Source organism: Erythrobacter aureus, assembly GCF_003355455.1.
GTDB lineage: Bacteria > Pseudomonadota > Alphaproteobacteria > Sphingomonadales > Sphingomonadaceae > Qipengyuania > Qipengyuania aurea.
Genome location: NZ_CP031357.1, coordinates 2384039 through 2399277 on the forward strand (window position 1 = coordinate 2384039; position 15239 = coordinate 2399277).

The window sequence follows — 15239 nt, forward strand, 5'->3', positions numbered from 1 at the left end:
CGAGCGGCGCTGCCCATCTATGTCCCATCGCCTTTTCATCGGTATTTGCCCCCCTTCGGCAATCCGCGATGCGTTGATCGACCTGATGGAAGGTGTCGACGACGCGCGCTGGCAGGACGAGAACCAACTGCATCTGACACTTCGCTTCATCGGTGAAGTGGACACTCACCGCGCCGACGATCTGGCCGAGCGGCTGCGCATGGCCATCGGGGCGGACTTCGCGCTGACAATTCGCGGGGTTGGCGTTTTCGAAAAGAAAGGCCGCGTGCACACGCTGTGGGCGGGCATCGAAAAAACGCCCGAACTGTTGCGCCTGCAACGCCGCATCGAACGGATCTGCATCGGCGCGGGTCTGGAACCCGAACACCGTAAATATCACCCTCACATCACCCTCGCACGATGCAACCTGGCAACCGGTCCTCTCGAACCGTTTCTCGCCAGGAATGCCGGGTTGCGCCTTGGCCCATGGAAGGCCGGGGCCTATATTCTGTATGAAGCTTTCCTGCGGCCCGAAGGTTCTGTTTACGAACCGGTCGTCCGCTATCCACTCGAACCAGGCCCATGAAGATCGTACCCCTGCCCCTGCTGATATTGTCCTGCGCGGCGCTTGCCGGATGCGCACCGGAACGCGCGCCGGAAAAGGAGGCCAACGCGCAGATCCTGGCCGAGGCGGTAGCCAAGCCGGAGGATTGCCTGCTGCTGGTATGGTCGAACCAGGAAGAGCGCCGGGTCGACTTCGATCGCGAGAACGATTTTGTCGAAGGCGGCGCGATTTCCTGCGCCACGGGCACCAGCGCCAGCCAATTCGACGCCGCCATCGCCGCGCTGCGCGAAGCGGCGAAGAGCGGTAACAAGGCGCGTATTCTCGAGGAAATCGGCCTTCCGCTGCTCTATATCGATGCACAAGGCAATCGCCGCGAAATCGAGGATCGCCAAGAGGTCGAAGCGGTATTCGACGAGATATTCGATCCCGCAATGCTCGACTTGCTGCAACAGCTCGATCTTTCGAGGATGAGCGTTGCCAAGGACCAGGGTGCCTTTTTCGACCTCGGCGCCCTGTGGCTGGTGGTCGATCGGGATGGCGGCCGCCCGCGTCTGATGACCGTCAACCGCCAGGCGTTGGACGAAGCGATCGCGGCGGCGCGCGACCAGGCCGAACGGAACCAGGGCCATCCCGTTCCGTTCGACTAACGTAGAAGGAGCGCCGACCGGCGACTTGTGCGGCCTTGCGCGCATGTGACGAGCGGTCCAAGCGCACACCCATTGTCGCATTTCTGCGCCGCGCGTCCGCGCGGCATACCATTTCCGAGGGGAAAATCATGAAGGCCCAGATCCTGGCCACCGTCGCATCCGCCGCACTTCTCGCGGGCTGCTCCGCCGCTTACGGAGAGGACATCGAAACCATGGCCGAAGCCAATACCGAGACAACCGCGATCCCGGCCGGAACCGGCTATTTCGCCGCCGACAGCACGCTGCCTTTCAAAACACCCGATTTTTCGCAGATTACGGAAGAGGATTATATTCCCGCCTTCGAACAGGGCATGGCTATCCAGAAGGCGGAAATCGCTGCGATCATCGACAATCCCGCCCCGCCGACCTTCGAAAACACAATTGTCGCGCTGGAAAAATCGGGCCGCATGCTTGGCCGCGTGGCGCGCGTGTTCTTCGCGCTGACCGGATCGAACACGACCGACCGGCTTGACGACATCAATACGGAAATCAGCCCCAAGCTGACCGCGCATGGGGATTCGATCACGCTCAATCCCGAACTCTTCGCGCGCGTGAAGGCGGTTTACGATAACCGCGCCGCGATGACGATGACGCGCGAGGACGCCAAGCTGCTCGAAGATACCTATAAGGGTATGGTGCATGCCGGGGCGCTACTGACCGAGGCCCAGCGCGAACGGGTGAAGGCGATCAATTCGGAACTGTCGACCGTGACCACCGAATTCAGCCAGCTCGCCCGCGCGGCGATGAACGACAATCCGGTGTTCTTCGACAGTCGCGAAGATCTCGCCGGTCTGTCGGACAGCGACATCCAGGCTGCGGCCGACCTCGCCGCCGAGAACGGCCAGCCGGGCAAATTCGCCATCGCGCTGCAGAACACCACGCAGCAGCCGCTGCTGCCGAGCATGGAGAACCGTGCGGCGCGCGAAAAACTGTTCATGGCCAGCTATCACCGTGCCGACGGCCGCATGGATGTCGACACGCGCATGCTGATCGCCAAGATCGCCACGCTGCGCGCGGAAAAGGCCGCGCTGTTCGGCGAGGCCGACTGGGCAAGCTATGCCATGTGGGACCGCATGGCGGAAAAGCCTGCCACCGCGCTCGGCTTCATGGAACAGATGGTCCCCGCCCTCGCCGCGACGCAGCGCCGTGAAGCCGCGATGCTCAACGAAGCGATCGCCGCCGAGGGCGGCGATTACGAAGTGAAGCCGTGGGACTGGTACCGTTACGCCAACAAGATCAAGGCCGAACGCTACGATCTCGATGAAGATGCGGTGATGGAATATTTCGTGCTCGACAAGGTGCTCGAGGACGGCGTGTTCCACATGGCCGGAAAGCTCTACGGCCTGACCTTCCAGCGCCGCACCGACCTGCCGGTCTACCACCCCGACGTGTGGACTTATACCGTGTTCGACCGCGACGGCAGCGAACTCGGCCTGTTCTACTTCGACCCGTTCCAGCGCTCGTCGAAACGCGGCGGAGCGTGGATGAGCAATTTCGTCGACCAGAGCCATCTGTGGGGCACCAAGCCGGTGATCTACAACGTGCTCAACATCCCCAAGGCGCCGGAAGGCGAGGTGCAGCTCGTCAGCTTCGACTGGGTCAACACCACCTTCCACGAATTCGGCCATGCGCTGCACGGCTTCTTCGCCAACCAGAAGTATGAGAGCCTTTCCGGCACGGCGACCGCGCGCGACTTCGTCGAATATCCCAGCCAGGTCCACGAAATGTGGGCGACCTGGCCAAGCGTGCTGTCGAACTACGCCAAGCACTACAAGACCGGCGAAACCATTCCCGACGAAATGATCGCCAAGATCGAGGCGGCGGCCAAGTTCAATCAGGGTTACGATTTCGGCGAAGTCGTGGAAGCCGCCCTGCTCGACATGAAGTGGAGCGCGCTGTCGCCCGAAGAAGCCGCCGCGATCGACACGCCGGAGAAGGTCGATGCCTTCGAACGCCGCTCGCTCGAGGAACTCGGCCTCGAAATCGACCTGGTGCCACCGCGTTACCGCAGCACCTATTTCAACCACATCTTCAGCTCGCCCTCGGGCTATTCGGCCGGCTATTACAGCTATCTGTGGACCGAAATGCTGGATCGCGACAGCCGCAAGTGGTTCATCGAAAATGGCGGTCTGACCCGGGCCAATGGCGATCATTATCGCGCCACCGTGCTCAGCCAGGGCGGCACGATGGATTACTTCAAGATGTTCGAGAACTTCGCCGGTCGCAAACCCGACGTAACCCCGATGCTGGCCGCGCGCGGCCTGATCGCGGGCGAAGAAGCCGCCGACAGCGAAGTGTCGGATGGTGCGCTACCGGCGGAGAATGCGCAGTAATCACCCAGTGACCAAAGCCCGGTGGCCCGGTTCGCCGATCCACCGGACAGGCACTTTCCAGACGCGCTCGATCGTATCGCGGTCGAGCGCGTCTTCGCATGCGCCGTCGGCGGCGATATGCCCCTGATCCAGCACGATCGCGCGATCGGCATGGTTCATCGCGTGGGCCAGATCGTGCAGTACCAGCACCACGCCGGCGCCACGTGCCGCCGCCTTGCGCAGATGGCGCAGCAGGGCGATCTGGTGACCGATGTCGAGCGCGGCGAGCGGTTCGTCGGCAAGGATCCATTGCGGTTCCCCCGCCAGCACGCGAGCGAGCAGGACGCGCGCGGTCTCGCCTCCCGAAAGCGATTGCGCACGGCGATGTGCCAGACGTTCGATGTCGAGCGCCCGGAGCGCTGAGTCGATCGGATCGGCCAGCCGGTCGCCATGCGGCATACGTCCCAGTTCGACGATACTGCGCACCGGAACATCCCATGCAATTTCATGCGACTGCGGCAGATATCCGACACATTTCGCCCGTTCGCGGGGCGGCATGTCGCGCAAGCCCTGCCCGCCAAGGGTGATGTCCCCGGCATCGGGTTGGAGCAATCCGGCCAGCGCTTCGAGCAGGCTGGATTTGCCCGCGCCGTTGGGGCCGCAAATCGCGGTGATGCTCCCCGGTGCCAGATCGAACGAGACGCCCGAAAGGCGGCCTGCAAGTGTCAAATCGCGTGCAGCCAGTCTCATGCCAGCCCCTTCCGCATACGCAGCAGCAAAAGCAGGAAGAAGGGCGCGCCCAGCAGACTGAGCGCAATGCCAAGCCGCAGTTCGGTTACCAGCGGCAGGACCCGCACCACACTGTCGGCGACGAGGACCAGCAAGGCGCCCGCAAGCGCGCTCGGCACGATCAGTTGCGATGGACGCCGGTCGGTCAGCGGGCGGACGAGGTGCGGCACGATCAGTCCGACGAAGCCAATGATCCCGGCAACCGCCACGCTCGCGCCGACGGTCAGTCCGACACCCACGATCAGCAGCCACAGCAAGAGGCGCGTATCGACGCCGAGCGACCGCGCCACCGGCTCGCCCAGCGTGAGCGCGTCGAGCGATTTCCCGCTGCGCCATAGGAGCGCTATTCCCAGCACGACCAGCGGTGCGGCGAGCCATACTTCCCGCCAGCTACGGTCGGTCAGCGCGCCGTTGAGCCACATCACGATTTCGCTCATGGCGAAGGCGTTGGGGGCCATGCTGATCGCCAGCGCGGTCAGCGCCCCGGCCAGGCTTGCCACCATCAGCCCGGCGAGCGTGAACAGGGCAATTCCGCCGGTCCTCCCCGCTATCGCCGCCAGCAACGCCATTGCCCCGCCCGCCCCGACCAGCGCGAACAACGGAAGCAGCCAGGGCGATGCGGCATAGCCGAACCACAGCGCGGCAACCGCACCCAATGCCGCGCCCGGGGCAATGCCGAACAGGCCCGGATCGGCAAGTGGATTGCGCAGATAGCCCTGCATCGCCGCCCCGGCGGCCCCCAGCCCCGCACCGACGACGATGGCCAGCAAGGCGCGCGGCAGCCGCAATTCAGCCAGGATAATACTGGCGTTCGGGGTGCTCGCCGGATCGAGCCAGACGCGCCCCGCCAGCAGCGAAAGCGGAATGGCGAGGAGCAACAACCCCGCGAAGACGAGCGTCGCGCGGTTCATGACGCTGCTTTCCTGATTTCCGCCAGCCGCCGCGCTGCACCGATGATCGTCGGCCCTCCGCAATAGAGCAGGCCGGTATCGAAACGCTCGCGGCGCAATTGCGGCAATTGATCCAGCACGGGATGGCGCTGGCCCATTTCTCCCCCGGCGACGAGCAGAACCTGTGGAGGCGCTGCCACCACATCCTCCAGCGCAACATAATCGGCCTGAGAAAGTCCCCGCAACGGCGCCACATTGTCCAGACCGGTGCGGGCCAGAAGATCGCTCACGAGCGTTTCTTCGCCCGCCACGATCCCGCCCGGTTGCCACAGCAGGACATCGACCCGCTCGTCGTCGCGCGGGCGGGCCTCGGCAAGAGCACGTTCGATCCGCGAGACCAGCCGCTCTCCCGCATCGCGATTCCCGGCCAGTTCGGCCAGTTTGCGCACCTGCGCCTTGCTCGCCGATACGTCCCCGGCAATGCCGAGCGTCACAACTTCGATCCCTAGGTCCGCAAACGCGGCGCGGGTGGCAGGTGCGAGGAAGCTGCCCGCCACCACCATGTCGGGGTCGAGCGCGAGGACTTCCTCGACCGTCCCCCCCGTTGCCGCGAAGCGCGCCGCAATCGCCGCCTCCATCGAGCTGGAGCGCGGGTCCTTGCTGTAATGGGAAATGGCCAGCAACTGTCCGGGTTCAGCCACCTCGGCGAGGATCGCATCGGAGCACGGGTTGAGGCTCACGATGGTCGGTCGTCCACCGTCGGCGACCCGCGCCGGACCTTCGCCCGCGCAGGCCGCGAGCAGCAAGACCAGCGCGGGCAGCAGGCGTTTCACATCCGCGCCCTTACCCCGACGAACGCTCCGCGGCCCGGCGAAGCATAGCCCGCAACCGTCTGGTAATCGCTGTCGAAGACGTTCTCGACCCTGCCGTATATCTCGACGGTTTCGGTCACCGGCAGGGCAGCGCGCAGGTCTAACACCTCGTATCCGTCGAGCCGGGCAAGGTTGCCCGCATCGTCGAAACTCGGCCCCACCAGCCGCAGGTCCGCGCCCAGGGTGAGCCCGAAAAGCGCTTCGTAATCGGCGAACAGCGTGCCCATATGCCGCGGACGCCGGGCGAGCCGAAGGCCGGTGGTGCGATCTTCCGTATCGACATAGCTATAGACAGCCGAGAGACGCAGCCCCCTCGCGATGTCGAAACCGGCCTCGGCTTCGATACCCTGGGCTCTTGCGCGGTCCGTGTTGTCATAGGTGCCGAAAGGCCGATCGGCGCAGATACCGCCGGTGATGCCGAAACAGGATACGAACCCGATCAGATCCTCGCCGTCTCGGCGAAAGGCGGTAAGTGCCAGGTGCGTACCTTTGCCCCTGCTGCCCTTTTCCAATCCGATATCGAGACTGGTACTTTCTTCGGGTTGCAGCTCCGTATTGCCGTAATTCGACAGCAACTGAAACAATGTCGGGGCCTTGAACCCTTCACCCAGGCTTGCCCGCAGGCGCCAGTCGCTGCCAAAGCCGTAGGAGACATCGGCCCCGTAGCTCGCATTGCTGCCGAACAGCGAATGATCGTCTACGCGCGATCCGATATGCGCCGCGAACCGGCCCATCACGAAGCCGAGCTGAACATAGGCGCCGAAGATATCCGCCTCGCCATCGGGGCTGAAGCTGGCCGAATAGTCGGTCCATTCCTGTTCCGCGCCGAAGGCGACGGTGACAGGCCCGATGGCGCGGTATTCGCCGCGCAGGCTGAGCCTTTCGGAGCGACCATCGGAGGCGAAAGTGGTCGCGCCGTCGGCATCGAGATTGTCGCGCTCGGTATCCGACAGACCGTAGGAGCCCCTCAGCGTGAGATCGTTGCCGTAATAGGCGAAACCCACATCGCCCCAGAGGCGGCGCGTTTCCTGCGTGTCGAGCGTGTCGGAAAACGCGAAGGTCGGCGGCGGGAAACCATCGAGATCGAGATCGCCCTCGCTCCAATTGGCATGGGCGAAGACTTCGAGATTGCTGGCCAGATCGACGAAGACCTGTCCGCCCAGGGCAAGCTGTTCGAAGCCGTCGCGCTCCGTACCCGATGCAGCGGTCGAAAAACCATCGGTGCGATACCACGATCCGGTCAGACCAGCGTAATATCCATCACCGCCGATCCCGCCTGCCGCGCTGGTGAACAGCGTGTCGCGCGAGCCATATTCCGCATTGCCCAGGAAGCCGGTCTCGCCCCGCGTGGAGATATCGACAACCCCGCCAATGGCATCCGATCCCCAGATCGTGCTGTTGGACCCGCGCAGAATATCGAATTTGCCCGCTGTGCCGAGCAGGAGATTGCCGAAATCGAATCCGCCGCCGGGCGCGGCCGGATCGGCCACCCGGACGCCATCGACCAGTACCAGGACCTGCTGCGAATTCGCCCCGCGCAAATTGACCCCGGTAAAACCGCCATTTCCGCCATTGCGGCTGAACGATAGCCCAGGCGTGCGGCGCAAGACGCGGGTGGCATCGGCCCCCTGAACACTATCGATCTCTTCGCGGTCGATAATCGTCACGGCCTGCCCGGTATTGGCGATAGCGGTGCCCAGGCCGTTGGCGGTTACAGTAATCGTGGGCCGGACGGAATCCGCAAGGACGACGTCGGATTGGTGGACGGCACCGTCTTGCGCCTGAGCGGCCACGGAAATCGAGGAAACAGTCAAGAAAAAGAAGAATTTACGCACAAGAACTCCCATCATAGACGAAGTGCCGTCCATGACGGGAAAGGGCGGAATTGCGCCTTTCCGCGTTTGCCACCGGTACACCCCGCCCGTGGCCGAACGACGGTCAAGGGCAGGTCTCCTGGCTCCCGGATCGACACTCTCCCGCCGCCTTCCCGCCCTTCGACTAGCTCAGGACAGTGGCATATGGCGGGATCGCTCCCCGGTCACAGTTGCGGGGGCAGCGAAGGATTTCCCGTTCCGCCTTACGGCGGCCTTGGGTCACCTTCTTCCCTCTTCGGGCCTGTGCAAACAGGCCAACCCGTGACTCGGCGGCCCGATTAGCCTGCGATTTTGCATTGCACAAGATCGGTCTTCGTTAAGCATTGCGGTGCTAAGGTGCCGAACAACCCGCATGTATCGCCAGGCCCGAAGCCGGGGGCGATGGTCCCAAACCGGGATGGACCGCACGCGAAACTGTTGAATCGGCTGCAATTAGGCTATGTTACGGGGCTGATGAAAGGAAACGCTTTGACCGCACGCGAAAGGGAGGCCGGATCGGCAAGGCGCGCCAGCCGCGCGCCGTCCTCTCGCGTGTCTCGCCTCACCGAAAAGCGCCGCAAGCGGCACCAATTGCTGGCACGCGGCGGTATTCTGGCAGCGGCCATCGCCCTGCCCACAGTGGCCGCACAGGGTCAGTGGTCGGACTTCAAGCAGGCTCTGGGATTGGCCGAAGAACGTGTCGCGCTTACCCCGATGCCGTTCGAGACGGCGGGAGAAAGCTTCCCCGGATCCGCTTTCTACTATCTCGAGGATGCGCCGCGCCTCGCCACCGATCTTTCCGATCTGCGGGAGGCGGAGGGGCAACTCGAAACCGTCGAGTTCGCGGACAGTCACGGTGCGGGGGCGGCCGCGCAGGCCTTCCGCCAGGCCGGCAGCGGTCTCGACAAGGCCCGCGCGCTGCAATGCCTATCGATGGCGGTCTATTACGAAGCGGCAAGCGAGAGTTTCGGGGGCCAGCAGGCAGTGGCACAAGTGGTGCTCAACCGGGTTGCCCATCCGGCCTATCCAGCCAGCATATGCGGCGTGGTATTTCAGGGGTCGGAGCGGACGACCGGGTGCCAGTTCAGCTTTACCTGCGACGGATCGCTGCAGCGCAAGCCTTCGCGCAGAGCCTGGGCGGTGGCGCAATCGATCGCGCTGGGTGCGCTGGCGGGCGAGGTCTACAAACCTGTGGGGCTCGCGACCCATTACCACACCGATTATGTAAACCCCTATTGGGCGGCCAGCCTCGATTTCATCGGCGCGATCGGCACCCACCGCTTCTATCGCTGGAAAGGCGGCGCGGGAACGGCGGGTGCCTTTACCGACACCTATGCCGGCAGCGAACCGCTGGCCGCGCCCAATGTGCGGCGCGCGCAGGCCGAAGTGCCCGGCCCGGTTCGCCCCTCCCCGCCCTCGAACGCCGCAATCGCCCTCGATGCGCGGCCCGCCGCCACACCCGTAGGCGCGGCTACCACGCCTTCGGAGCACGAGGATACGCTGCCGCAATCGGGGCGCGTGCGCGATGAATACGCCAATTCGGGCAAATGGATCGCCGAACCCGGCAAGAAATGACATTCTGCGGGGGGAGGGTGAACGGCGTTTACACTCGGACAACCATGTCGCGGAACCGATGCTTAGTGTCGACCAGCTAGGGCACTGCAGTCAGCCCAGTCGCTTCACGAGGTCAGAGGCAATGCCCCTACATTTCGCCGCCGCCCGTTCCACCGCACACTCGCCGATTGCCCGCGCGCTGGCCAAAAAGGCGCATGCACGCGCTGCCAACGACAATGGCGACATCGCCCATATCCTGGCGCGCAAATCGAACTTCGACCATATGATGCGAGCCGCGCTACGGCATTTCGCCGAACACGGGCTGGGAGCGGCCGAGGCTGCGCGCCAGCAGGCGGAACAGGCGTATTCCGACGGCGACCGCGAAGCCTATGACTGGTGGCTGGGCGTATGCCGCACACTCGACCGGCGGCTAGCCAGGCAATTGGAAGATAGGATCGCGATCGAGACCCTGCTGGCGCGCTGATCCCCGGCGTTGCCTTGCCCGTCCGCATTCCGGGCGGCCACGCGGCAATCGCGCCTTCGGCCGGTTTCCACCGGATCGAGCCCTGCCGACCGACGCGGCAGGAACCTTGCCGGACACCAAGCGTCAAGACAGGAAGCACTGCCAAAACTCCGCCCTTATTGCAATTGCGAACTATTTGCAAAGATAGTTCGCAGCCTATACTTATTGCTGGTTGCAATCCCGTCCTCACGGGCCTAGGCCGCACTCGCAATCGACCGGGTGCCGTGCTTCCTTTGCGGGACACATGAAGCGCGGCCCCAATTATGGTCCGGGCATCATCATTGTCCCGCACGGCAGGAACAAGGACGCTACCCTCCATGGCACGCAAGAAGATCGCCCTCATCGGCTCCGGTATGATCGGAGGCACCCTCGCCCACCTCGCGGCGAAGAAGGAAATGGGCGACATCGTCCTGTTCGACATCGCCGAAGGCATGCCGCAGGGTAAGGCGCTCGATCTGTCGCAATGCGGCCCGATCGAAGGCTTTGACGCCAAGATCACCGGCACCAATGACTATGCCGACATTGCCGGTGCCGACGTGGTCATCGTCACCGCTGGCGTGCCGCGCAAGCCCGGCATGAGCCGCGACGACCTGCTCGGCATCAACCTCAAGGTGATAAAGTCGGTCGGCGAAGGCATCAAGAACAACTGCCCCGACGCTTTCGTGATCTGCATCACCAACCCGCTCGACGCGATGGTGTGGGCGCTGCGCGAATTTTCCGGCCTGCCGCACAACAAGGTCGTCGGCATGGCCGGCGTGCTCGACAGCGCGCGCTTCGCCACGTTCCTCGCCTGGGAATTCGACGTGTCGGTGAAGGACGTGAACGCCTTCGTCCTCGGCGGCCACGGCGATACCATGGTCCCGGTCCTGTCCTACTCGACGATCAACGGCATTCCGGTGAAGGACATGGCCAAGATCAAGGGCGTGTCCGAAGATCGCCTGGATGAAATCGTCAAGCGCACCCGCGCTGGCGGCGGCGAGATCGTGAAGCTGCTCGGCAACGGCTCGGCCTATTACGCCCCCGCCACCAGCGCGATCGCCATGGCCGAAGCCTATCTCGGCGATCAGAAGCGCATCCTGCCGTGTGCGAGTTACGTCGAAGGTAAATATGGCCTCGACGGCCTCTATGTCGGCGTCCCCACCGTGCTCGGCGCGGGCGGCACCGAGGAAGTGGTGGAGATCGAGCTGTCGGACGAGGAAAAGAGCAACCTCAAGGTCAGTACCGACGCGGTCGAGGAACTGCTCGATGCGTGCAAAGGGCTTGACGAAAGCTTGAAGTAAACCCGTCACCCCAGCGAAAGCTGGGGTCGCGCGCCGCGAGGTGCGACCCAACCGACAGCGATCCCAGCTTTCGCTGGGATGACGAAAGGACAAAGATGAGCATCCTCGTAAACAAAGACACCAAGGTCATCACCCAGGGGATGACCGGCGATACCGGCACCTTCCACACGCAGCAGGCGCTCGCCTACGGCACGCAGATGGTCGCGGGCGTCACCCCCGGCAAGGGCGGCACGACGCATATCGACCTGCCGGTCTACAACACCGTGTCCGAAGCCAAGGCCGAAACCGGCGCGACCGCATCGTGCATCTACGTCCCGCCGCCGTTTGCTGCGGATTCGATCCTCGAGGCGATCGATGCCGAAATGGAACTGATCGTCGCGATCACCGAAGGCATCCCCGTGCTCGACATGGTCCGCGTGAAGCGCGCGCTGCAGGGCTCGAAGTCCCGCCTCATCGGCCCGAACTGCCCGGGCGTGCTGACGCCCGGCGAGTGCAAGATCGGCATCATGCCCGGCAGCATCTTCAAGAAGGGCAGTGTCGGCGTGGTCTCGCGCTCGGGCACGCTGACTTATGAAGCCGTCCACCAGACCACCATGGTTGGCCTTGGCCAGACCACGGCTGTCGGCATCGGCGGCGATCCGGTCAACGGCACCAATTTCATCGACGTGCTCGACCTCTTCCTCGACGATGAGGAAACCAAGTCGATCATCATGATCGGCGAAATCGGCGGCAGCGCCGAGGAAGAAGCCGCCGAATTCATCAAGCAGGAAGCCGCCAAGGGCCGCAGCAAGCCAATGGTCGGCTTCATCGCAGGCCGCACGGCGCCTCCGGGCCGCCGCATGGGTCATGCCGGCGCCATCGTGTCGGGCGGCCAAGGCGGCGCGGACGACAAGATCGCAGCAATGGAAGCTGCGGGCATCCGCGTTTCGCCCTCACCCAGCGAACTTGGCACCACGCTCGATGCGATGCTGAAGGAACTCGCCTGATCCGCTTTGCGGAACGGTTCATTCCTCCCCGGGAGCCTTCCGCACCGCCGATGCATTGGCAATAGTAAGCCGACACCAAAGTCGGTGCGAAAGGGACCCGATGGGTAACGAAAGCCACGATTTCCTGCCCGAGATGGGCGATCAGGAAGGCCCGCAACAAGGCCCCAGCTGGGCAACCCGCGCTGGCTGGCCGAAGTGGTCGACAGCGGGGCGGATCTGACGGCCGCGCTCGATCCCACGCAGATGCGCGCTGCGGTTAAGCAGGCGGCCGAAAAGGCTGGCAAGGCGACTGACCCAAAGGCGATCGAGCAGGCGGCGGATGATTCGATCCGCGCCATGCTGCTCGTGCGGCTCTATCGCGTGCGCGGCCATCTGGCGGCCAATCTCGACCCGCTCGGCCTCTCCAATCGCGATGTCCCCGAAGACCTGACGCTCGAATGGCATGGTTTCGCCGGACAGGAAGACAGGGAAGTCTTCGTCGGCGGCATCTTTGGCTATGAATGGGTGGCGGTGGGCGAGCTCTACCGGGCGCTGCGCGCGACCTATTGCGGCAATGTCGGCCTCGAGTACATGCACATTTCGGACACGGAGGAACGGCGGTTCCTCCAGGACAAGTTCGAAACGCCCGAAGACACGATCCAGTTCACCGACGAAGGCAAGAAGGCCATCCTCGCAGCGGTTATTCGCGGCGAGCAGTATGAAGCCTTTCTCGGCAAGAAATATGTCGGCACCAAGCGGTTCGGCCTCGATGGCGGCGAATCGATGATCCCCGCGCTGGAGGCGGTGATCAAATATGGCGGCCAATTGGGCGTGCGCGAGATCATCTACGGCATGGCCCACCGCGGCCGACTCAACGTCCTCGCGAACGTGATGGGCAAGCCCTACAAGGTCATCTTCCACGAATTCTCCGGGGGGAGCGCCAATCCCGACGATGTCGGCGGCTCGGGCGATGTAAAATATCACCTCGGCACCAGCACCGACCGCGAATTCGACGGCATCAATGTGCATATGTCGCTGGTCCCCAACCCCAGCCACCTCGAGGCGGTGAACCCGGTCGTGCTCGGTAAGTCCCGCGCACAACAGGCGATCCGCGACGACCTCAAGCAGCACGAGCAGGTTCTGCCCGTCCTTCTTCACGGCGATGCGGCCTTTGCCGGTCAGGGTATCGTGTGGGAATGCCTCGGCTTCTCCGGCGTGCGCGGTTACAACACCGGTGGCTGCCTGCACTTCGTCATCAATAACCAAATCGGTTTTACGACAAGCCCGCAATTCGCCAGATCGTCACCCTACCCCAGCGATGTGGCCAAAGGTGTCCAGGCGCCGATCCTGCACGTCAATGGCGACGATCCCGAAGCGGTGACCTTCGCCTGCAAGCTGGCGATCGAATATCGTCAGACCTTCGGCCGCGATATCGTGATCGACATGTGGTGCTATCGCCGCTTCGGCCACAATGAGGGCGACGAGCCGAAATTCACCCAGCCGCTAATGTATGACGAGATCCGCCAGCACCCCAAGGTCAGCCGGATCTACACCGCCCGTCTCGAAGAAGAGGGCGTGATCGAGAAGGGCTATGCCGACGGTCTGATATCCGAATTCACCGACCATCTCGAACAGGAATTCGCTGCCGCCAAGGACTACAAGCCCGACCAGGCCGACTGGTTCGGAGGTCGCTGGGCAGGGATGAACAAGCCGGCCGATCCGGAAACCGCACGCCGCAACGTGGAAACGGCGATCGGGAAAAAGCTGTTCGATAGTCTTGGCCGGACGCTGACGACGGTTCCCGACGATCTCACGATCCACAAGACGCTGGGCCGCGTGCTCAAGGCCAAAAGCGACATGTTCGACAGCGGCACCGGCTTCGACTGGGCCACGGCGGAAGCGCTCGCCTTCGGCAGCCTGGTGACCGAAGGCTTCGGCGTGCGCCTGTCTGGCCAGGATTCGGGGCGCGGCACCTTCAGCCAGCGCCATGCCGTCTGGGTCGACCAGAAGGACGAGCGCAAATACATTCCGCTGACCACGCTGCCGCACGGCAAGTTCGAGGTCTATGACAGCCCGCTGTCGGAATATGGCGTGCTCGGCTTCGAATACGGTTTCGCGATGGCCGATCCGAAGAGCCTGGTGATGTGGGAAGCCCAGTTCGGCGATTTCGCCAATGGCGCGCAGATCATGATCGACCAGTTCATCGCCGCAGGCGAAGTGAAGTGGCTGCGCGCAAACGGCCTCGTGCTGCTGCTGCCGCATGGCTATGAAGGCCAGGGTCCCGAGCACAGCTCGGCCCGTCTCGAACGCTTCCTGCAACTCTGCGCGAATGACAATATCCAGGTGCTCAACATCACCACGCCGGCGAACTACTTCCACGTTCTCCGCCGCCAGATGCTGCGCAGCTTCCGCAAGCCGATGGTCATCATGACCCCCAAATCGCTACTGCGCCATCCGCTGGCGAAGTCCGATGCGGAAGAGTTCATGGGCGATCACCACTTCATGCGGATCAAGTCCGACATGACGGAGATCGACGACAAGAAGGTCAGGCGCCTCGTGCTGTGCAGCGGCAAGGTTGCCTACGATCTGATGCAGCGCCGCGACGAAGCCGGTCTGGACGATGTCTCGGTGGTCCGGATCGAACAGCTCTACCCCTTCCCCGGCGAGCCGCTGGCCGTGCGCCTCGAACGCATGACCAATCTCGAAACCGTGGTCTGGTGCCAGGAGGAACCGAAGAATAACGGCGCCTGGTTCTTCGTCGACCGCCTGATCGAGGAATCGCTTACCGCCGCGGGCAAGGACGGCATGCGCCCATGCTATGCCGGCCGCGAAGTCGCCGCCTCGCCCGCCACGGGTTATGCCAGCCGCCACCAAGTGCAGCAGGAAGCCCTTGTCAACATCGCGCTCGGACTGAATGGCGGTGATACGCCCAAGGTCCGCAGCGACTGCAACTGATCCCATAAGGCCGAAG

Annotated in this window: 11 protein-coding genes, 1 pseudogene and 1 riboswitch; of the genes and pseudogenes, 8 read left to right on the forward strand and 4 right to left on the reverse strand. The window is 63.7% G+C overall.

Annotation, left to right across the window (positions count from 1 at the left end; translation table 11 throughout):
- The first annotated feature begins 19 nt into the window (after positions 1-19).
- From thpR to DVR09_RS11650, 3 genes are all read left to right on the forward strand, one after another.
- Entirely contained in the window at positions 20-565 is a 546-nt protein-coding gene (thpR, locus tag DVR09_RS11640) for an RNA 2',3'-cyclic phosphodiesterase (protein ID WP_115417071.1), read from the forward strand.
- On the forward strand, positions 562-1191 hold the full coding sequence (locus DVR09_RS11645; RefSeq protein WP_234041424.1) for a hypothetical protein: 630 nt from the start codon (positions 562-564) through the stop codon (positions 1189-1191). Before thpR ends, DVR09_RS11645 begins: the two co-directional genes overlap by 4 nt.
- A 212-nt stretch (positions 1192-1403) precedes the next feature.
- Positions 1404-3563, forward strand: coding sequence for a M3 family metallopeptidase (locus DVR09_RS11650; protein WP_435867816.1), 2160 nt, complete (start codon positions 1404-1406; stop codon positions 3561-3563).
- On the opposite strand, the gene DVR09_RS11655 is transcribed toward DVR09_RS11650, so the two are convergent.
- From DVR09_RS11655 to DVR09_RS11670, 4 genes are read right to left on the reverse strand one after another with little or no spacing between them, the layout of a single operon-like run.
- Positions 3564-4292 (reverse strand): ABC transporter ATP-binding protein, encoded by a 729-nt coding sequence (locus DVR09_RS11655; RefSeq protein ID WP_115417073.1) that lies wholly within the window; start codon positions 4290-4292, stop codon positions 3564-3566.
- Positions 4289-5242 carry a FecCD family ABC transporter permease gene (locus DVR09_RS11660; RefSeq protein WP_115417074.1) on the reverse strand — a complete coding sequence of 318 codons (954 nt, stop codon included), beginning with the start codon at positions 5240-5242 and terminating at the stop codon, positions 4289-4291. The genes DVR09_RS11655 and DVR09_RS11660 overlap by 4 nt, the downstream gene beginning before the upstream one ends.
- A complete protein-coding gene (locus DVR09_RS11665) occupies positions 5239-6054 on the reverse strand; it encodes a helical backbone metal receptor (RefSeq protein ID WP_115417075.1) in 816 nt (271 codons plus the stop codon). The genes DVR09_RS11660 and DVR09_RS11665 overlap by 4 nt, the downstream gene beginning before the upstream one ends.
- Positions 6051-7943 (reverse strand): TonB-dependent receptor plug domain-containing protein, encoded by a 1893-nt coding sequence (locus DVR09_RS11670; protein WP_234041425.1) that lies wholly within the window; start codon positions 7941-7943, stop codon positions 6051-6053. The genes DVR09_RS11665 and DVR09_RS11670 overlap by 4 nt, the downstream gene beginning before the upstream one ends.
- A 76-nt stretch (positions 7944-8019) precedes the next feature.
- Positions 8020-8245: riboswitch (cobalamin riboswitch) on the reverse strand.
- A gap of 190 nt (positions 8246-8435) precedes the next feature.
- Here DVR09_RS11670 and DVR09_RS11675 point away from each other — a divergent pair.
- From DVR09_RS11675 to DVR09_RS11695, 5 genes and pseudogenes are all read left to right on the forward strand, one after another.
- Positions 8436-9521, forward strand: coding sequence for a cell wall hydrolase (locus tag DVR09_RS11675; RefSeq protein ID WP_234041426.1), 1086 nt, complete (start codon positions 8436-8438; stop codon positions 9519-9521).
- A gap of 121 nt (positions 9522-9642) precedes the next feature.
- Entirely contained in the window at positions 9643-9984 is a 342-nt protein-coding gene (locus tag DVR09_RS11680) for a hypothetical protein (protein ID WP_115417077.1), read from the forward strand.
- 356 nt (positions 9985-10340) lie between these two features.
- Complete coding sequence (gene mdh, locus DVR09_RS11685) at positions 10341-11303, forward strand: malate dehydrogenase (protein ID WP_115417078.1); 963 nt, start codon at positions 10341-10343, stop codon at positions 11301-11303.
- A 95-nt stretch (positions 11304-11398) separates the two neighbouring features.
- On the forward strand, positions 11399-12289 hold the full coding sequence (gene sucD, locus DVR09_RS11690) for a succinate--CoA ligase subunit alpha (protein WP_115417079.1): 891 nt from the start codon (positions 11399-11401) through the stop codon (positions 12287-12289).
- Between the two features lie 100 nt (positions 12290-12389).
- A pseudogene (locus tag DVR09_RS11695) lies at positions 12390-15223 on the forward strand (2-oxoglutarate dehydrogenase E1 component).
- Positions 15224-15239: the final 16 nt, after the last annotated feature.

What these genes read in the sequence shown, in the direction of transcription:
- thpR (WP_115417071.1), top strand. Translation starts at nt 20, where the DNA reads ATGTCCCATCGCCTTTTCATCGGTATTTGCCCCCCTTCGGCAATCCGC.
- DVR09_RS11645 (WP_234041424.1), top strand. Translation starts at nt 562, where the DNA reads ATGAAGATCGTACCCCTGCCCCTGCTGATATTGTCCTGCGCGGCGCTT.
- DVR09_RS11650 (WP_435867816.1), top strand. Translation starts at nt 1,404, where the DNA reads ATGGCCGAAGCCAATACCGAGACAACCGCGATCCCGGCCGGAACCGGC.
- DVR09_RS11655 (WP_115417073.1), bottom strand. Translation starts at nt 4,292, where the DNA reads ATGAGACTGGCTGCACGCGATTTGACACTTGCAGGCCGCCTTTCGGGC.
- DVR09_RS11660 (WP_115417074.1), bottom strand. Translation starts at nt 5,242, where the DNA reads ATGAACCGCGCGACGCTCGTCTTCGCGGGGTTGTTGCTCCTCGCCATT.
- DVR09_RS11670 (WP_234041425.1), bottom strand. Translation starts at nt 7,943, where the DNA reads ATGATGGGAGTTCTTGTGCGTAAATTCTTCTTTTTCTTGACTGTTTCC.
- DVR09_RS11680 (WP_115417077.1), top strand. Translation starts at nt 9,643, where the DNA reads ATGCCCCTACATTTCGCCGCCGCCCGTTCCACCGCACACTCGCCGATT.
- mdh (WP_115417078.1), top strand. Translation starts at nt 10,341, where the DNA reads ATGGCACGCAAGAAGATCGCCCTCATCGGCTCCGGTATGATCGGAGGC.
- sucD (WP_115417079.1), top strand. Translation starts at nt 11,399, where the DNA reads ATGAGCATCCTCGTAAACAAAGACACCAAGGTCATCACCCAGGGGATG.